The 18525-nt window shown below is 72.2% G+C and carries 14 protein-coding genes and 1 pseudogene; 10 read left to right on the top strand and 5 right to left on the bottom strand.

The features are described from left to right. Nucleotides 1-142: 142 nt before the first annotated feature. A pseudogene (locus tag ACZ4FV_RS40510) lies at nucleotides 143-749 on the bottom strand (short-chain fatty acyl-CoA regulator family protein); the annotation flags it as partial. Nucleotides 750-917: 168 nt separating this feature from the next. On the opposite strand from ACZ4FV_RS40510, the gene ACZ4FV_RS40505 reads away from it, so the two are divergent. Together ACZ4FV_RS40505 and ACZ4FV_RS40500 are read left to right on the top strand one after the other, a co-directional pair. Continuing rightward, nucleotides 918-2417, top strand: coding sequence for a N,N-dimethylformamidase beta subunit family domain-containing protein (locus ACZ4FV_RS40505; protein ID WP_402238156.1), 1500 nt, complete (start codon nucleotides 918-920; stop codon nucleotides 2415-2417). A gap of 306 nt (nucleotides 2418-2723) precedes the next feature. Beyond that, nucleotides 2724-3845, top strand: coding sequence for a glycosyltransferase family 4 protein (locus tag ACZ4FV_RS40500; RefSeq protein ID WP_465325705.1), 1122 nt, complete (start codon nucleotides 2724-2726; stop codon nucleotides 3843-3845). A 79-nt stretch (nucleotides 3846-3924) separates the two neighbouring features. Here ACZ4FV_RS40500 and ACZ4FV_RS40495 read toward each other — a convergent pair whose 3' ends face one another. The 3 genes from ACZ4FV_RS40495 to ACZ4FV_RS40485 all read right to left on the bottom strand — a co-directional run bounded on the left by ACZ4FV_RS40495 (nucleotide 3925) and on the right by ACZ4FV_RS40485 (nucleotide 7288). Further along, on the bottom strand, nucleotides 3925-4689 hold the full coding sequence (locus tag ACZ4FV_RS40495; protein WP_402238161.1) for a GntR family transcriptional regulator: 765 nt from the start codon (nucleotides 4687-4689) through the stop codon (nucleotides 3925-3927). A gap of 155 nt (nucleotides 4690-4844) precedes the next feature. Then, complete coding sequence (locus tag ACZ4FV_RS40490; protein WP_395864738.1) at nucleotides 4845-6254, bottom strand: aldehyde dehydrogenase family protein; 1410 nt, start codon at nucleotides 6252-6254, stop codon at nucleotides 4845-4847. A gap of 173 nt (nucleotides 6255-6427) precedes the next feature. Next, complete coding sequence (locus ACZ4FV_RS40485; RefSeq protein ID WP_465325709.1) at nucleotides 6428-7288, bottom strand: dihydrodipicolinate synthase family protein; 861 nt, start codon at nucleotides 7286-7288, stop codon at nucleotides 6428-6430. Between the two features lie 380 nt (nucleotides 7289-7668). On the opposite strand from ACZ4FV_RS40485, the gene ACZ4FV_RS40480 reads away from it, so the two are divergent. The 5 genes from ACZ4FV_RS40480 to ACZ4FV_RS40460 all read left to right on the top strand — a co-directional run bounded on the left by ACZ4FV_RS40480 (nucleotide 7669) and on the right by ACZ4FV_RS40460 (nucleotide 13774). Next, nucleotides 7669-8673 carry an ABC transporter permease gene (locus ACZ4FV_RS40480; RefSeq protein ID WP_465325704.1) on the top strand — a complete coding sequence of 335 codons (1005 nt, stop codon included), beginning with the start codon at nucleotides 7669-7671 and terminating at the stop codon, nucleotides 8671-8673. Between the two features lie 71 nt (nucleotides 8674-8744). Then, nucleotides 8745-10511, top strand: coding sequence for an ABC transporter substrate-binding protein (locus tag ACZ4FV_RS40475; protein WP_395864734.1), 1767 nt, complete (start codon nucleotides 8745-8747; stop codon nucleotides 10509-10511). A 118-nt stretch (nucleotides 10512-10629) separates the two neighbouring features. Continuing rightward, a complete protein-coding gene (locus ACZ4FV_RS40470; RefSeq protein WP_465325702.1) occupies nucleotides 10630-11604 on the top strand; it encodes an ABC transporter permease in 975 nt (324 codons plus the stop codon). Beyond that, complete coding sequence (locus ACZ4FV_RS40465) at nucleotides 11604-12644, top strand: ABC transporter ATP-binding protein (RefSeq protein ID WP_395869887.1); 1041 nt, start codon at nucleotides 11604-11606, stop codon at nucleotides 12642-12644. The genes ACZ4FV_RS40470 and ACZ4FV_RS40465 overlap by 1 nt, the downstream gene beginning before the upstream one ends. Further along, on the top strand, nucleotides 12641-13774 hold the full coding sequence (locus ACZ4FV_RS40460) for an ABC transporter ATP-binding protein (protein WP_395869885.1): 1134 nt from the start codon (nucleotides 12641-12643) through the stop codon (nucleotides 13772-13774). The genes ACZ4FV_RS40465 and ACZ4FV_RS40460 overlap by 4 nt, the downstream gene beginning before the upstream one ends. A 137-nt stretch (nucleotides 13775-13911) precedes the next feature. On the opposite strand, the gene ACZ4FV_RS40455 is transcribed toward ACZ4FV_RS40460, so the two are convergent. After that, nucleotides 13912-14784 (bottom strand): SDR family NAD(P)-dependent oxidoreductase, encoded by an 873-nt coding sequence (locus ACZ4FV_RS40455; protein ID WP_465325698.1) that lies wholly within the window; start codon nucleotides 14782-14784, stop codon nucleotides 13912-13914. Between the two features lie 344 nt (nucleotides 14785-15128). Here ACZ4FV_RS40455 and ACZ4FV_RS40450 point away from each other — a divergent pair, with 344 nt between their 5' ends. Genes ACZ4FV_RS40450 through ACZ4FV_RS40440 form a run of 3 tightly spaced genes read left to right on the top strand, consistent with a single transcriptional unit; the run spans nucleotide 15129 to nucleotide 18197 of the window. Beyond that, a complete protein-coding gene (locus ACZ4FV_RS40450; protein WP_402238200.1) occupies nucleotides 15129-15509 on the top strand; it encodes an acyl carrier protein in 381 nt (126 codons plus the stop codon). A gap of 1 nt (nucleotide 15510) precedes the next feature. Further along, on the top strand, nucleotides 15511-16761 hold the full coding sequence (locus ACZ4FV_RS40445; RefSeq protein WP_402238173.1) for a beta-ketoacyl-[acyl-carrier-protein] synthase family protein: 1251 nt from the start codon (nucleotides 15511-15513) through the stop codon (nucleotides 16759-16761). Beyond that, on the top strand, nucleotides 16758-18197 hold the full coding sequence (locus ACZ4FV_RS40440) for a hypothetical protein (protein WP_465325695.1): 1440 nt from the start codon (nucleotides 16758-16760) through the stop codon (nucleotides 18195-18197). Before ACZ4FV_RS40445 ends, ACZ4FV_RS40440 begins: the two co-directional genes overlap by 4 nt. Nucleotides 18198-18525: the final 328 nt, after the last annotated feature.

The following is an 18525-nucleotide window of genomic DNA, read 5'->3' as shown; positions in this document are numbered from 1 at the left end:
CCCCCCCCCCCCCCCCCCCCCCCCCCCCCCCCCCCCCCCCCCCCCCCCCCCCCCCCCCCCCCCCCCCCCCCCCCCCCCCCCCCCCCCCCCACGACACATTTCGACCGAAAACCGGCGCCGCGCGCACCCGGGGCCTTCGGGGTCACACTCCGGGGGAGTCGACCCGGTAGGGGACCAGGGTGGTGCGGTTCTCGTCGACGGCGAGCCGGTGCCCGGCGGCGGGACAGGCCCGCCGGGGACAGTCGCGGCGCTCGCACACGCGACATCCCAGGCCGATCGGCGTCGCCGCCCGCGTCGTTCAGGGCGAGGCCGTCGGTGTACACCAGCCGGTGTGCGTGCCGGAGTTCGCAACCCGGGGCGACCGCGAAGCCGGCCCCGGCACCGCCCCACGCGCGCCGCCCGCGAGTGACCGTACGGGCGATCCGGAAGTAGGCGCGACCGTCGGGCATGGTGGCGATCCGGGTGAGGACGCGGCCCGGCGCGGAGAACGCCTCGTACACCCGCCACAGCGGGCAGGTGCCGCCGCAGCGGGAGAAGCGGAAGCCGGTCGCGGACTGCCGCTTGGAGACGTTGCCCGCCCGGTCCACCCGCGGGAACACGAACGGCACCCCACGTCCGCGCGGGCGCTGGAGTGTGCCGAACCGATGGCACACGGTCTCGAAACCGCCCCCGAAGCGCGTCCCGAGCAGGTCGATGTCGTAGCGCACCTCCTCGGCCGCGGCGTGGAAGGCGGTGTAGGGCATGACCATCAGGGTTATGGACCTTGTGGCGTGGCTAGGTTTCGAGTGCGGTCGAAGCCGGCGGGAGGCGTGTCGGCGGGGATGCGGCCGCCACCGGCGGGAGAACGCCGCGTCGAGTGGGCCACGTGGCAGGAAGGCATCCCGGTCTACGTACGCATCCGAGGGGTGACACATCCGATGACCGGTTCACCACCGCACGCGCGGCCCGGGCCCGACATCGCGGCCTCGACCCGAGAGCCGGTCGTCGACGGATATCCCGCCCGGCCGGGGGTCCGCGCGGGGGACACGCTGCGGCTGCATGTGTCCACCCGTGCCGACCGGTTCCGGATGGACGTGTACCGGTGCGGCGAGACCCTGCGCCACATGGCCTTCCTGATCGCGGACGGCCGCCACGCCCCCGCACGTCGACCCGAGCAGGACTGGTGCTGGCCCGGCTACGACTTCGCCGTTCCCGCGAAGTGGCCCTCGGGGGTGTACGTGGCGATCCTGCGGGCGGACGCGGACGGGCCGCCGGATCCGGCCCCCGACAGCACCGAGGCGGTGGACGCGCGCGCGGGACGGATGTTGTTCGTGGTGACGCCCCGAGTGCCGACCGCGCGCATCCTCTACAAGGTGCCGGTGTTCACCTACCACGCCTACAACGAGAGCGGCGGCGGGAGCCTGTACCGCTCGACCCACCACCTCGCGACCCCGCCGCCGGGCGGCACCAGGATCGTCGGTCTGCGACGTCCCGGCGGTGGCATCGGCGGTCCCGTGAAGGGGCACCCGGACGCCCACGATCCACGCACCCCGCGCCAGACGTTCGCGCACTGGGACGCCCCCTTCATCGCCTGGCTGGAGGCGAACGGTCACACGGTCGACTACTGCACCGACCTGGATCTGCACGAGTCGCCCGAACCCCTCGACGGACACCGGCTGTTGCTCTCCGCCGGCCACGACGAGTACTGGAGCGCGCCCACCCGCCGACACGTCACCGCCTTTCGCGACCGAGGCGGCAACATCGCCAACTTCGGCGCGAACACCTGCTGGTGGCGCGTCACGGTGACCGACGACGGCACCGCCCTGGCCTGCACCAAATTCCCACCGGGCGCACCGCTGGGCGTCGACCTCGACGCGCTCCGCGGCGTCCCCGACCACTGGTGGGAAACCGAACCGGAGAACACGCTGACCGGTGTCAGCTACCGCAACGGCGGCGGCCACTGGCTCGGGCCCCGAGCCCCGCTCGGCTTCACCGTGCAACACGCCCAGCACCCGATCTTCACCGGCACCGGACTGCGCGACGGGGACCTCCTCGGCGCCGAGCACGCCCTGGTCGGCTACGAGTGCGACGGCGCGGCAACGCGCCGCGACGCGTCGGGAGCGGCCGTGGCCACCGGCGAGGACGGCACACCGGTCGACTTCACGATCCTGGGCGTCGCCGAACTCCCCGCGGACCCGGCCGCCGGCTGGCATCACGCCGCGCGCGAGAGCGACGGGTGCGCACGAATGGCGACACTGGGCCTGTACACCCGAGGCGGCACCGTATTCACCGCCGCCACCGTCGACTGGCCGCGTGTGCTTCCCCTGGACCGGCAGGTGCGCACCATCACCCACAATGTGATCACGATGTTGTCCCGGAACCCCGGGCCCGCGTCGTGTGGTCCGAAGGATGTGTCCGTGCCGGCGGAACCCGGATGACCCGCCAGGCCGGCGGATCCGGGACGATCCGCCACCGCGGCCCCGCGCCGACCGCTCGGCCTCGTGTCGATCTCGTGCCACGTCTTGTCCTCGGGGCCGACCCGCCCACACCATGGCGCTTCCGAGGTTCCGCGCCGACGGCGGGGAAGTCGGCCATTCGAAGGGGGCCCGGACATGCGGGACGACCTCGTACCGAGCCCGGACGCTCGGGCCGAACGACAGGCCGAGGGGAAGCGGGCTCCCACGACGTTGCCGCGCCGCGCGACTGGGCGTTCACCTGTCGCATCGGCCCGGGCGTAGACGGGCATGCGGATCGCCTATCTGCACCCCGGCAGCATCCCCTCCCTCTACGCCAACAGCGTGCACGCGATGCGCATGTGCGACGCCTTCGCCCGGGCCGGTCACCAGGTGACCCTCTACACCGCGCCCGGCTCGTTCGACGTCGATGACGCGCACGCCTACTACGGCGTCCGGCACCGTTTCCCCATTCACAGGGTGCCGAGCCCGGACTACACCCCGGCCGGATACCGGGTACGCGCCGAACGAGTGCGAGTGCTCCTCGTACGCGACGCCCCCGATCTGATCTACGGCCACGACCTGTACGCCCTCACCGCCGCGGTCGGCGTCGCACCGCTGGTGTACGAGACCCATCGGCTGCGGGACGACCCGAACACGCTGCGCATCGAACACGAGCTGCTGCACGCGGGCGTGCTCGCGCGGATCGTGGTGATCACGCACGCGCTCGAACGCGAATACCGGCGTGTGTACGGCGCGGTCGCACCGCTTCCGCTCCTGGTCGCCCCCGAGGGCGCCGACCCGCCCGATACCCGCGCCGGCCTCGAGAGCCCACCGGAACTCCCGGGGCGGGCACACGCTCCACGGATCGGCTACGTCGGACACCTCTACGAGGGGCGCGGCATCGACCTGGTCCTCGACCTCGCACGCCGGCTCCCGGACCTCGACTTCCACCTCGTCGGCGGCACCCCCGAGGACCTCGCGCGCTGGACCGGCCCCGGTCGTCGCGTCGCCAACGCGTACTTCCACGGGCACCGGCCGCCCGCGACCGTCGGCGCCTACTACCCGCTGTTCGACGTGGTCCTGGCCCCCTACCAGAGCAAGGTCTACACCGCCGACGGACACTGCGAGACGGGCCGTTGGGCGTCTCCGATGAAGATGTTCGAGTACATGGCCCACGGGCGGGCCATCGTCGCGTCCGACCTGCCCGTCCTGCGCGAGATTCTTCACGACCGGATCAATTGCCTTCTCCGGCCACCCACCGACGCATCGGCCTGGGCCCGGGCGATCACCGAACTCCTGGCCGACGAACCACTGCGCGGCGCGCTCGGCGGCGAGGCCCGGAGCCGAGTGCACGCGCACCACACGTGGCGCCACCGTGCCGACCGGGTGCTGGCGAACCTCGACCGGTGAGGGTGATCGGGGAGGTTCGCGTTCGGTGTGGTGGTCGGGAACCGCAGTGGGTTCCCGACCACCACACCGACGACGCGCCTTACTCGGGTGCGGATCCGGACCCGGGCGCGGGCTCGTGGGCCGGGTCGGACCAGAGCGAGCGGATGTGGCCGAGGTGTTCGCTCATCGCCGCCCGCACGCCCTCGCCGTCCCCGGCGAGCAACAGGTCGAGGATTTCCTCGTGTTCGCGGGCGGAGGCCACCAGCGCGCCGCGTTCGGCGAGTTGGGTGAGTCCGTACAGGCGCGAGCGCTTGCGCAGGTCGCCGACGACCTCGACCAGGCGCTGGTTGCCGCCGAGTTCGAGGAGGCCGAGGTGGAACTGCCGGTCGGACTCCAGGTAGCCGATCAGGTCGCGTCGCTCGGCGGCGGCCACGATCGCGGCGGCCACCGGGCGCAGCGCCTGCAGCGCGGCGGGGTCGGCGGTCTCGGCCAGGCCCACGACGACCGGGATCTCGATCATCGACCGAATCTCGGTGTACTCGTCGAGGTCGCGACCGGACAGCGCGGTGACCCGGAAGCCCTTGTTGCGGACGACCTCGACCAGACCTTCCTTGACCAGGTCGAGCATCGCTTCGCGCACGGGGGTCGCCGAGACGCGGAACTGGGCGGCCAGGCTCGGCGCCGAGTAGATGACGTCCGGGCGCAGCTCACCGGCGATGAGGGCGGCGCGCAGGGCGTGCGTCACCTGGTCGCGCAGGCTGCGGCGCTCCTGCACGAACGGCAGATCCAGGGGCCGCTCCAGCGTGTTCGCCGTGGCGGTGGTCTCGCCGGTCGGCTCGGTCGGCACTTCGGCGTGCGCTCTCATCGGGTGTCCTTCCTCGAGGCCGGGTGCACCTCGAAACCTGTGCAATGTGCAATGTTACAGTCTGTTCGGCATTGTGCCCACCACCTCCCCGTTCCGTCCCCGACGCGCCATGTCCCGGTGCCCCGGCATCGCGGCGCCCGCGTGCTCCCGCGTGCTCACGCAGCGCCCGTCGGATTCGCCGGCAGCAGGCTCACGGTGCGGGTGGCGGTGTAGAAGTCCGCCGCGGCGCGGCCCTGTTCGCGCGGCCCGTGACTGGAGGCCTTCGTTCCGCCGAAGGGCAGGTGGAAGTCGACACCCGTGGTGGGCGCGTTGACCTTGACCAGGCCGGTGTCGATCCGGTCGACCACGGCGAGCGCGGCGTCCAGGTCGCGGGTGTGCACCGACGCGACCAGGCCGTGCGGCACGGCCCGCGCCAGCTCGATGGCCCGATCCAGGTCGCTCGCGCGTTGCAGGACCGCGACGGGGCCGAAGATCTCCTCGTGGAGCGCGGCATGGCCGGTCGGCACCCGCTCCAGGATGGTCGGGGTGGCGAACCATCCCGCGCCGTCGTACGCGCGGCCCGCGGTCAGCACTCGGCCGCCGGCGGCGAGCGCCGAGTCGAGCGCGGCGCGCACCCGGGTGCGTGCCGCCTCGGTCACCACCGGCCCGCATACCGTCGCGGCGTCGGCCGGGTCGCCCACCGGCAGCGCCCGGGTGGCGGCGTCCAGCGCCTCGCGCAGCGGATCGGGATCGCCCACCACGATGATCCGCCGGGTGGCGGTGCACTTCTGACCCGCGTAGCCGAAGGCCGCCGCGATCAACTGCGCGGCGGTGGACCGCACATCGGCGTCCGGCAGGACCAGCGCGGCGTTGCACCCGCCCATCTCGGCCTGTACGGGGAGCCCTCGCGCGGTGGCCGCGCGGACCACGTCCAGGCCCACGGCGGTCGAACCGGTGAACGAGACCACATCGGCGGCCTCGACCACGGCCGCACCGGTGGCGGCCTCGCCCGGCAGCACGGTGAACAGGTCGGCCGGCAACACCGCGTCGAGCAGTTCGGCAAGGCGCAGCGCGCAGCCGAGCGCCTGCGGGGCGGGCTTGAGCAGTACCGCGTTGCCCGTGGCGAGCGCGGGCGCGGCCTTCCAGAGCGGGATCGCCAGCGGGAAGTTCCACGGTGTCACCAGCCCGGCCAGGCCGTACGGTCGACGTCGGGTCAGCAGCAGGCCGGGGCCCGAGGCGGGTTCGTGCACCGAGCCGACCGGGTCGTAGACCTGCTGCGCGTTGTAGCGCAGGATCGCGATGGCGCGGGCGATCTCGCCCCGTGCCTCGCCGATCGGCTTGCCGACCTCGCGCACGATCAGGTCGGCGAAGGTGTCGGCGGTGTCGGCGAGTCGGTCGGCGGCGGCGCCGAGCGCGGCGCAACGGGCCGAGGCCCCGGCCGCCCACCAATCGCGTTGGGCGGCGCGGGCGCGTTCGGCGGCGCTGTGCACGTCGGCGGGGGACACCGCCGGTGCCTCGGCGACGAGTTCGTCGGGGTCGGCCGGGTTGTGGCTGCGCACCGGTGGTGCGGCGGACGTGGTGGTCACGGCGGGAAGCCCTTCGGGAAGGGGTCGGTGGATCGACCGGGCCGCCGGGGGCGGTGATCCGGGCGCGTTTGGTGACGGTGGGCCGGGGCCGGGGCCGGGCCGATCGGACGATCGGTCGGCCGGACGGCCCGGCGGGAGTCGGCGTCGTGTCGGGTGGGTGCGGCGGGGCCGGTTCAGCTCAATCCGGCCGCGACGGCCCGCTCGGTCGCCAGCCGGACGCTTTCCCGCGTCTCGGCGTTCAGTGGCCGGCGGGGCGGACGGCAGGGGCCGCCGGGCTTGCCGACCACGTCCATGGACAGCTTGATCGCCTGGACGAACTCGGTGCGGGTGTCCCAGCGCAGCAGCGGGTGCAGGACGTCGTACAACTCCCGGGCCCGGGGCAGGTCGCCGGCGACGGCGGCGCGGTAGAGCTCGATGCAGGAGTGGGGGAGGACGTTGAGGAATCCGCCGATCCAGCCCTTGGCACCGGCCACGGCCAGCTCCAGGAGCACGTCGTCGGCACCCGCCAACAGGTCCAGGCCGGGGACCAGTTCGGCGAGGCGGTAGGCGCGGCGGGTGTCGCCGCTGAACTCCTTGACGCCGACGATGTGGCCGTCGGCGTGCAGCTTCGCCAGCAGTTCGGGGGCCAGGTCCACCCGGGTGTCGAACGGGTTGTTGTAGGCGACGACGGGCAGGCCGACCGAGGCCACGTCGGCGTAGTGCGCGTGCACCTCGGCATCGTCGGCGCGGTAGGCGTTCGGCGGCAGCAGCATGACGGCCTCGGCGCCGGCCCGGGCCGCCTGCTCGGTCCAGCGGCACGCCTCGGCCGAGCCGTACGCGGCGACGCCGGGCATCACCCGGTCGCCGCCCACGGCATCGACCGCGACGCGGACCACCTCGGCGCGTTCCTCGGCGGTCAGGACCTGGTACTCGCCCAGGGAACCGTTGGGCACGACGCCGTCGCAGCCCGCGTCGACGAGCCCGCGCACGTGGTCGGCGAAGGCGTCGTAGTCGATGCTCAGGTCCGCGCGCAGCGGCAGCGTGGTGGCGACCATCAGGCCGCGCCACGGCCGGCGGATGTGGTCGGTGGGGATCGGGCCGGACACGGGGGCTCCTCGGGTGTCGATGGCAGTGGTGACGGCGACGGGGACGTCGTGGTCGCCGTCGGCGGTGGCGGGCATCGCGGTGGTGGCACACGTTTCCACCGTGGCCACCTCAGTACAATGTCACATTGCTTTACTGTTCCGCCAGACCCGACTTCGATCGCATCGGCAAACGAGGGAAGCGGTAAAACCGCAGGTGAATGGTAAAGGGAATGCAAATACAATGTCGCACCTCAAATGTGACACGTTGCAAACCTTGACCATTGCATCGCCCGTGGGCAGAGTTCCCCACCAACCACCCCACCCCGCCGCCTCCCGAGAGGCCCGCCACCATGACCACGCTCGCGCCCCCCACGGATCCGCCGGCGGATCAGGTTTCGCCCGCCGTCGGCACCGCCCCCACCGGGCTGCGCCCCTCGCAACTCGCCTGGCGTCGCTTCCGGCGCGACCGCACCGGGATCGTCGCCGCCTGCGTCGTCGCCGTCTTCGTCGTCGCGGGCCTGGGCGCACCGCTGTTCGCCCGGTGGTACGGGCACGACCCCTACACCACCTACGGCCAGAACCGGCCCGGCCTGCTCAACGAGTTCGGCTTCCCGATCGCACCCAACGGCGGCATGTCCGGCGAGTTCTGGCTCGGCCTCGAACCCGGCCTGGGCCGGGACGTGCTCACCCAACTCCTGTACGGCATCCGCACCTCGCTGCTCATCTCGCTGGCCGTGGTCGCCATCGTCACCGTGCTCGGCGTGCTGGTGGGAGTGACCGCCGGCTACCTCGGCGGACGTACCGACTTCCTCGTGGGCCGACTGATCGACGTCATGCTCAGCTTCCCGGCGACGCTGTTCTTCATCGCGTTCACCCCGGTGGTCACCTCGCTGCTGACCCGCCCGGGCGAGCAGATGTCGCCGCTGCTGCGCGGGGCGGTCATCGTCGCGGTGCTCTCCGCGTTCGGCTGGGCCTCGGTGGCCCGACTGCTGCGCGGTCAGGTGCTCTCGCTGCGCGCTCGCGAATACGTCGAGGCGGCGCGGGTGATCGGCGCCTCGCCCGGCCGCATCGTGCTGCGCGAGCTGCTGCCCAACCTGGTCACACCGATCCTGGTCAGCGCGTCGATGGCGGTGCCCGCGTACGTGACCACCGAGGCCGCCCTGTCCTACCTGGGTGTGGGCATGGTCGAACCCACCCCCGACTGGGGGCGGATGTTGCTCAAGGGCGCCGAGGTCTACCGGACCGACATCACCTACATGTGCGTCCCCGGCATCTCGATGCTCGTCTTCGTCGTCGCCTTCAACCTGCTCGGCGACTCGGTCCGCGACGCACTCGACCCCAAGAGCGACCGCTGAGCCCCCGACGTCGCGTCCGGCGCCGGTCCCTTCGCCACACCGCACTCGCACGGCAACCCTCGGAAGGAACCATGAACCCTCGGCGCAGACCCACTCGCCTCACCCGAACCGCGCTCGCCGCGCTCACCCTCGCCCTCGGCGCGGCCGCCTGTTCCGGCGGCGGCGGCACCCCGGACAACAAGGAGCCCGGGAAGGGCGCCCCCAAAGCCCAGGTCCGCGCCGTGTCGATCGGCGCCGCCGCCGAGTCGAAGGGCCCGGCCAAGGAACTCCCCGGTGCCAAGCCCGGCGGCACCGCCACGGTCCTGGAGCGCGCCGACTTCAACCACCTGGACCCGGCCCGCGTCTACGTCTCGCACGAGCAGACGGCGGAACTGCTGATCTCGCGTCAGCTCACCACGTACAAGCAGGAAGGCGACCACACCACCCTGGTCGGCGACCTGGCCACCGACACCGGGACCAGCCCCGACGGCGGCAAGACCTGGACCTTCACCCTCAAGGACGGGCTCAAGTACGAGGACGGGTCGCCGATCACCGCGCAGGACGTCAAGTACGGCGTCGAGCGCTCGTTCGCCAAGGAGATCACCGGCGGCCCCACCTGGATCCAGGAATGGCTCGTCGGCAACGCCGACTTCCGCTCGGTGTACGACGGCCCCTACGCCGGCCGCGAACTGGACGCGATCAAGACCCCGGACGCGCGCACCATCACCTTCGCGCTCCCGGCCCCGCGCGGCGACTTCCCGTTCGCGGTGGCGATGCACACCAGCACCCCGGTGCCGCGGGCCAAGGACACGAAACTGGAATACGACAAGCGCCCGTTCTCCAGCGGCCCCTACAAGATCTCCACCCGCGAGATCGACAAGTCCATGACCATGGTCCGCAACGAGCACTGGGACCCGAACACCGACGCGGTCCGGCACGCCTACCCCGACCAGTGGAAGTTCGAGTTCGGCGCGTCCAACCAGCAGATCAACGAGCGGCTGATCGCGGCCAACGGTGGTGACCGCACGGCGATGACCTTCCGCGTCGCGGTCGGCCGCGAGGTCGCCCAACAGGTGCTCACCACACCGGACTTGAAGGCTCGCACGGCGGACGCGGCCACCCCGTACACCGAGTACTTCGAGATCAACAACCGGCGCCAGACCAATCCGAAGATACGCCAGGCGCTGATCGCGGCGTTCCCCAAGGAACAGGTGCGGCAGATCCTGGGCGGCCCCGCGTACGGCGAGTTCGCCACCACGCTGATGGGCGCGACGGTGCTCGGCTTCGAACCCTTCGACCTGGCCGGTGTGCCGAACACCGGTGACCCGGCCAAGGCCAAGCAGTTGCTCGCCGAGTCCGGCACCCCCAACCCCAGCATCACCTACGCGTACAACCAGACCCCGCTGTGGGAACAGGTCTCGGTGACCATCGTCCAGGCCCTGCAACAGGCCGGCTTCAAGGTGGTTCCGCAGCCGATCAACGACAAGAGCTACTACACCGAGATCGGCCGCATGGACAACAAGTACGACCTGTACTGGTCCGGCTGGGGTGCCGACTGGCCCAGCGCCGCCACCGTGCTCCCGGCCAAGTTCGACGGCCGCAAGATCATCGACGACGGCTCCGTCTACAGCCTCTACAACAACCCGGCGATGAGCACCGAGATGGACCGCATCACCGCGATGTCGGACGTCGTGGCGGCCGGCAAGGAATGGTCGAACCTGGAGAAGAAGATCATGGCCGAGGCCCCGGTGGTGCCGTTCGTGTACCGGCGCCAACTGACCCTGTACGGCCCCGGTCTGGGCGGCGTACGAGTCGGCTTCATCGGCTCGACCTATCCGATCGACGTCTGGGTCAAGTAGCCCCCGGGCGGGGCGGCTTCGGCTCCGACCGGCGGCGCGGGCGGGAAGGCTCGCCCCTTCCCGCCCGCGCCGCCGGGCCGCCCGGCCGCTCCCCGGTCCGACCTCCAGTGAGGGCCCCATGTTCCGATTCCTGGTGCAGCGACTGCTCGGCGCGGCGCTGATCCTCTTCGTCGTCTTCACCGTCACCTTCTTCCTGTTCTTCGCGATGCCGGACGACCCGGCCCGGCTGTCCTGCGGCAAGACCTGCACGCCCGAGACGCTCGCCCTGATCCGACGCGACCTGGGCCTGGACGAGTCGGTACCGATGCAGTACTGGCACTACATCGTCGGCGTCTTCGCCGGCCGCGACTTCGGCTCCTCGCACTGCTCCGCACCGTGCCTGGGCTACTCGTTCGTCAACCACGAGCCCGTGCTCGACACCCTGCTCGACCGCTTCCCCGCCACCCTGTCGCTGGCCCTGGGCGCCTCGGTGATCTTCCTCGGCGTCGGCATCATGATCGGCATGCTCGCGGCGCTGCGCCGCGGTACCTGGCTGGACAAGGCCACGATGGCGTTCTCGCTGATCGGCGCCTCGGTGACCATCCAGTTCCTCGGGGTGATCGCCCGCTACGTCCTGGTCGACCAACTGCGCTGGCTGCCCAAACCCGAGTACATCCCGCTCCTCGACGACCCCGGCGGATGGACGGGCGGGCTGCTGTTGCCCTGGCTGACGCTGGCCTGCGTACAGGCCGCGGTGTACGCACGACTGACCCGGGCGTCGATGATCGACGCACTCGGCGAGGACCACGTACGCACCGTGCGGGCGAAGGGATTGACCTCCCGTCAGGTCTACGCCAAACACGCGTGGCGGGGCGCGATCACCCCGGTGGTGACCGTCTACGGCATCGAACTCGGCGTCCTGCTCGGCGGCGCGGTGGTCACCGAGACCACCTTCAACATCCCCGGCATCGGCAAACTCGCGGTGAACGCGGTCGCCAACTCCGATCTGCCGATGATCACCGGCGTGGTGCTGATCGCCGCCACCGCGATGGTGCTCGCCAATGTCGCGGTGGACGCCGTGTACGCCGTCATCGACCCCCGGGTGCGTGTGTGATGACCCCTCCCCTCCTCGCGGTCCGTGATCTGCGGGTGCGCTTCGCCACCGAGGGCGGCGTGGTCAAGGCCGTCGACGGCGTCTCCTTCGACGTCGAACGCGGCCGCACACTCGGCATCGTCGGCGAGTCCGGTTCCGGCAAGAGCGTCACCAACCTCACCCTGCTCGGTCTGCACAACCCCGCGCGCACCACCATCGAGGGCAGCGCGATCCTGGACGGGACGGAGCTGGTCGGCGCCCCCGAACGCGTCCTGCGGGACCTGCGCGGGCAACGCGTGTCGATGGTGTTCCAGGACCCGCTCACCGCCCTGTCGCCGTACTTCACGGTCGGCGCGCAGATCGTCGAGACCTACCGCCGGCACACCGGCGCCGGCCGACGCGAGGCCACGGCCCGCGCCGTCGACATGCTCGACCGGGTCGGCATTCCGCAACCCGCCCGCCGGGCCCGGGAGTTCCCGCACCAGTTCTCCGGCGGCATGCGCCAACGCGCGATGATCGCGATGGCGCTGGTGTGCGAACCCGACCTGCTGATCGCCGACGAACCCACCACCGCGCTCGACGTCACCGTGCAGGCCCAGATCCTGGACCTGCTCGCGGAGTTGCAGGAGCAGTTGGGCACCGCGATCATCCTGGTCACCCACGACCTCGGGGTGATCGCCGACGTCGCCGACGACGTGCTGGTGATGTACGCGGGCCGCGCGGTCGAGTTCGGCGCGGTCGGCGAGGTCCTGGACACGCCCCGGCATCCGTATACCCGAGGTCTGCTCGCCTCGGTCCCGCGTTTGTCCGACGCCCTGGACCGGCCGCTGCGACCGGTGCCGGGCTCGCCGCCCAGCCTGCTCGCGCCGCCGCCCGGCTGCGCCTTCCATCCGCGCTGCGCGCAGGTGATCGACAGCCCCGAGACACCGTGCCGCACGGTGCTCCCCCTGTTGGAGCGCGTGCACGCGGGACCCGGCGGCAGCGAGCACGCCGCCGCCTGCCATCTGGACGGGGCGCCGGGCACCGCCGCGCCGACGGACCTGCGAGGAGCCACCCCATGAAGACCGAGTCACTCGACGCGCCCGAGGCGCCGCTGCTCCGGGTGAGCGGACTGACCAAGCACTTCCCCACGGGCCGAAGCCTGCTGCGCCGTCGCACCGGGGCCGTGCGCGCTGTCGACGGCGTCGACCTGACCGTCGGCGCCGGGCAGAGCATCGGCCTGGTCGGCGAGTCCGGGTGCGGCAAGTCCACGACCGGGCGCCTGATCACCCGACTGCTGGAGCCGAGCGCGGGCACCATCGCCTACCGGGGCCGCGACATCACACACGCCTCGCGCCGCGAACTGGCGCCCATCCGCGCGCAGATCCAGATGATCTTCCAGGATCCGTACTCGTCCCTGAACCCGCGCCACACCATCGGCACCATCCTGCGCGCCCCGCTGGACGTCAACGACATCGATCCACCCGGCGGACGCGAGCGCCGGATCGGGGAACTCCTGGAGACGGTCGGCCTCAACCCCGAACACCGCAACCGTTTCCCGCACGAGTTCTCCGGCGGGCAGCGGCAACGCATCGGCATCGCCCGGGCGCTCGCCGCCGGGCCCAGCCTGATCGTGGCCGACGAACCGGTGTCCGCACTGGACGTGTCCATCCAGGCACAGGTGATCAACCTGCTCGGGGATCTGCGGCGCGATCTGGGCATCGCGTTCGTGTTCATCGCGCACGACCTGGCCGTGGTCCGGCACTTCTGCGATCGGGTGATGGTGATGTACCTCGGGCGCGTCGTGGAGAGCGCCGACCGCGACTCGCTGTACGAACGGGCCCACCACCCGTACACCCACGCGCTGTTGTCCGCCGTGCCCGGCGCGACCGGCCCGGACGGCACCCGGCTCGAGCGCATCCGGCTGAGCGGGGACGTACCCAGCCCGATCGACCCGCCCTCGGGTTGCCGGTTCCGCACCCGCTGCCACAAGGCGCAGGACGTGTGCGCGACGACCGAACCGCCGCTGATCACGCTGGAGGGTCGACCCGGACACGAGGTGGCCTGCCACTTCCCGGAGCCGGTCAAGACGCAGCCCGTGCGGACGACCGGGCCCGTGCGGCGCCGGTCCGTGGATCGTGGGACCGTCGAAACCCTGGCGCCGGCGACAGCCGGGCAGTCGCCACCCACCGGAAAGGCCGCGCACCCGTGACCCGAAGAGCCCCCGCCGACTTACCCCGCACCCTGCCGCTCTCGCGCCGATAACGACTCGGAGCAACACCGGGTCCATCCAAGCCTGCCGCCGCGGAGGGAGGCCGCGCCGCGTGACCGGAAGGCTCGGCCGGGGGCCTACGGCCGTGGCTCCATGGGGCCGGGGACGCGGGCCTCCACCGAGACGTCGGGCACGTTCCGCGCTTCGCGCACGGTGGCGGCGGAGCCGTGGACGGCACCCGTGAGGGTGGTGAAGTCCTTGGCCAGACCGGGCAGGGTCAGGAGCCGGCGGGGGGTGTGCCGCAACAGGCCCGCCAGCACCTTGTAGCGCAGGCTCGGCACGCAGACGACCGGCGGGCGGCGTCGGTGAATGGCCCGCACCGCCCGCTCCGCGACGTACGGCGACGCGAGCGTGAGCGAAGAAGGCGGCGCGGCGATGCCGGCACCGAGGTGGAACCGGGAGGCGGTGTAGCCGAGTACGAGCGCGGTCAACGCCACCGGTGACGTGCGCACGCGCCGGGAGTAGGCGAACGACTCGGTCATCACCAGTTCGTACGCCTTCGTCGCGCCGTACGCCGTGCCCTGCCAGACCGGGGCGAGAGCGGACACCGAGGACACCGTCAGGATGCGGCCGTTGCCCCGCCGGAGCATCTCCGGCAGCGCGGCGTGGACGAGCCGCGACGGGGCGACCACGTTGAGGTCGAGCAGGCGCCGCTCGTCCGCCCAGCCCGTACGTTCGAACGAAGTGCCCAGACTCGCACCGGCGTTGTTGACCAGGATGTCGACGTCACGCGCCGCGGCGGCCACCCGTTCGAGGTCGTCCTCGACGGTCAGGTCGGCGGGCAGCGCGCGCACCGACACGTCGTGCTCCTTCTCCAACTCGACCGCGAGAGCGTCCAGCGATTCGGCGCCGCGGGCGACCAGCACCAGATCGTGGCCGCGGGCGGCGAGAGCGCGCGCGAGGTCGGCACCGATGCCGTGACTGGCGCCGGTGACCAGGGCCGTGGACATCGCTGCCCTACTTTCTCTCCGAGGGTTTTCGTTCCGAGGTGTCCGGGATCGTTAACCGAACGGGCCCCGGAAAGGTCACGCGCCGCCGCCGCGGCCCCGGTCCGGGCACGTGCGGCTGCGTACTTGCGGGTGAACATCAACGCGTCGTCCGGCCCTGTTCCCAGTGCATCACCCCAGGTGGAGGGCGGTTCCGGGGCTATGGGAGACGCGTGGCGGGAATTTTGCCCGAGCCTTCGCCACCGATACACAAGGTGCTCGATCGCATACCCGATCGGTGCCGTACGAGCACGCGCCGCCGGGTGTGCGCGGTCCCACCGAGCAGGAAGGCATTCCCCGTGTACGCGATGCTGTGTGAGTTGCTGGTCGAGGAGTTCGGCATCGACGCCGGGGATGTCGTTCCGGAAGCGACCTTCAGCGCGCTGGAGTTGGACTCGTTGTCGATGGCGGAGCTGGCCGTCATCATCGCGGACCAGACGGGCAAGGACTTCAGCAGGCTCGGCGAATTGGGCAAGGACACCACGCTGGCCCAGGCCGTCGCCGCGTTCGAGGCCGCCCCACAGGCCGAACCGTTCGTCCGGACCGCCCCGCCCTCCGCCACCGCACCCGCCGCCACCGAACCCACCTCCGAGGCGCCCGCCGCCACCGCGCCCGCCGCCGAGTCGGCCTCGCCCCCCGTCCCGGCCCCGGCACAGCCTCCGGCCCCTGTCGCGTCCCCGGCGAGCTGAGATGACCTCCTCCGAGGTTGCGGTCACCGGCCTGGGCCTGGTGACCGCCGGCGGGATCGGAGTCGAAGCCACCTGGCGGACCCTGTGCGCGGGGCTGTCCACCGCTCGCCGCGACCCGGGGCTGGCCGGTCTGCCCGTGGACATCTCCTGCAGGGTGCCCGGCTTCGCCCCGGACGCCATCCTCGGCCGGAGACTGTCCCGGCGGATGGACCGCAGCGCGCAGATGACCGTCGTCGCCGCCCGCGAGGCCCTGGCCGACGCCGCGCTGGATCCCGGGACTTGGGACCCCACCCGCGTCGGCGTCGTCATCGGCGCGGGCGGACCGTCCATGGAATCCCTGCTGACCTGCATGGAGAGGCTGCTCACGGACCGGGTCACCGCCATCTCCCCGGCCGGTCTGCCCCGCTCGCTGCCCAACACCGCGGCCACCGAGGTCGGCCTCGACCTCGGCGCCCAGGGCACCAACTTCGCGCCCGCCGCCGGCTGCGCCTCCGGCGCGACGGCACTGGGCGTCGCCCGCGACCTGCTACGCGCGGGCACCCTGGACATCGTCTTCGCCGGCGGTGTCGACATCATGTGCAACCCACTCACCGCGGCCGGCTTCGCCCAGTTGGGCGCCCTGTCCACGCACCCCGGCGACCCGGCGCACGCCTGCCGGCCGTTCGACGCCGAACGGGACGGATTCGTCCTGGGCGAGGGCGTGGGCGTCGTGGTGCTGGAGCGCCCGGAGCACGCACGCGCCCGCCGCGCCCGGGTGCGATCCCTGCTGTCCGGCTACGGCGCCGCGAACGACGCCCACCACCTCACCGCGCCGCACCCCGACGGCCGCGGCGCGCGACTGGCCACCCTCGCGGCCCTGGCCGACGCCGGTTGGAATCCGGCCGACGTCGACCACGTCAACACGCACGGCACCGGCACACGGCTCAACGACGCCGCCGAGGCGCGTTTCCTCGCGGCCACCTTCGACCGCTGCCCACCGATCACCGCCGTCAAGAGCGTGCTGGGCCACACCGGCGGCGCGGGTGGCGCAATCGAGGCGATCGTGACCGTCCTGACCCTCGAACACGGGAGCATTCCACCCACCGCCAACCACCACCGCACCGATCCGGACCTGGATCCGGACCTGGACGTGGTCGCCAAGACCCCGCGCCGCCCCGCCCGCTTGAACACCGCGATCTCCACGTCGGTCGCGTTCGGCGGGCAGAACGCCGTCCTCGCCTTCCGCACAGCAACGTCAGGAGCTCCTTCATGACCACCGTAACCCGGGCGGAATCGACATCGGCGCCATCCGCCGCCCCGGCCCCGGGTCGACGGCTCGACGAGTTGGACTGGTGGCGTTCGTGCACGGTCCGGGTCATCGACCCGGCTCCCGAACTGTCCGACGTGACACGCTCGTTCCTGCACGACCTGGCGGCGGCGTTCGAGCGCGGCGGGCACCGGGTGATCCCGCCGGGCGAGAACGAGACCAGGTTCGACGTGGTCCTGGTGGGCGTGTCCGTACCCGACGGCCCCGAGCCGCTGGCCGACCGGATCGTGGAGGAACAGACCCCGCTGATGCTCAAGCTCCGCAAGGAGCAGGGCCGGCAGGGCACGGTCGGGCGGCTGGTGGCGGTGGCGGAAGTGCCCGAGCGGCTGAGCGAGATGTCGCACCCCGAGGTGGTGCGCGCCGCGCGGATCCTGATGGCCAGGGTGGGTGTGTTCACCGTCGTGTTCATCACGCCCGGCACGGTGCCCGGTGAGGTCGCCGAGGCGACGCTGTGCACGATGGAGGGCGGACACCCCACCGAGACCGAGAAGGTCGCCCAGGGCATCTGCGACCGGCTGGTCTCCGCGGCCTGCGCGCACGAGGTGGCCGGCCGGCACGACGTGGTGCCCGACGCCATCACCGCCGGCGCGTGGGCCGCGGCCCACGCGCCGCGGAGCCTGGCCGTGGCCGGGACCCGGATGGGGGACCTCGGGCTGTTGCCGGCCCCACACGCGATGCGCGACTTCGTGTCGCCCCGGTTGAGCCGCACCTACGCGATGTACCTCAATCTGCAGGGATTCAGCGAGGGCATGCTCTTCGCGTTCGATCCCGACCTGAACGCGCTCGTGGTCACCGCGTCCGGACGCTGGGGTGTGGACAAGCGGGACCTCTCCGACACCGACCTCGTGGCCGTCGACTACCGGCTGAACCGGGGCCGGTTGCGGGTTCTGGCCCCCGAGGGCGCGCGGCCGATGGCGCCGTCGGTGGAGGCGTGGGAGGTGTGCGCGCTGTTCGAGGCGGCGCCCACCGTACGGGTCGGCAGGAACGCGGCGGGGCATTGGCAGTGGGACCCCGACGGTACCCACGAGGTACCGGCCATCCGGGCGGGCCTGCACGCGCACGTCGGTGTCTCGTACGCCGACCCGGCCCTGATCGAGACCATCCCGCCGGACCGGGAGCACTATCCGTACGGCTTCGGCTGCGGGACGGACCTGATGATCGACGTCGCCCGCTCCACGCTGGCCGCCTCGCGGGCCCTGCACGACCCCGCGGACACCCGCCACTACGTGCGCTGGCCGATGCTCTACCACGGCGAGATGGCCCTGGAACTGTGGGGACCCGAGCAGCCCGACGAGCCGCTGCGCGGCCTCTTGGACCTCTTCGACCCGAACGGCCTGGGGGCTGTGCGCTTCCACCCGGACCACATCGACCAGCCCTGCTGACCATCCGGCGACGGTGACGCGGACGGTGTGGTGACTGCCGCCCACGGAACCCCGGCGAACGGGGCGGGTGTTCCGCCGGCGGGCAGGACGGGCGCGATTGCCGTCCTGCCCGCGGCGTGCCGACTCCCGGAATCGGCCGCGACGGTCGCTCGGGCGACCGGCGCGTTGGTGCGACGCTTGCGCGCGAACAGCGGCGATAGACGGAATCTGCCCCGCGGGTGTCGGCCCATGGGCACATCGAGGCGGCGAATCCCCCGGGCGTTTCGGGGCGGGGTCGATTCCGACCTCGGCCGGGGGTGTCGCCGTGGTCAGGGTCGCGGTGAACCGT

Source organism: Embleya sp. NPDC025285, from assembly GCF_055558835.1.
Note: the sequence above shows the minus strand (reverse complement) of the source record. Positions and strands in the feature narration are given on the sequence as shown.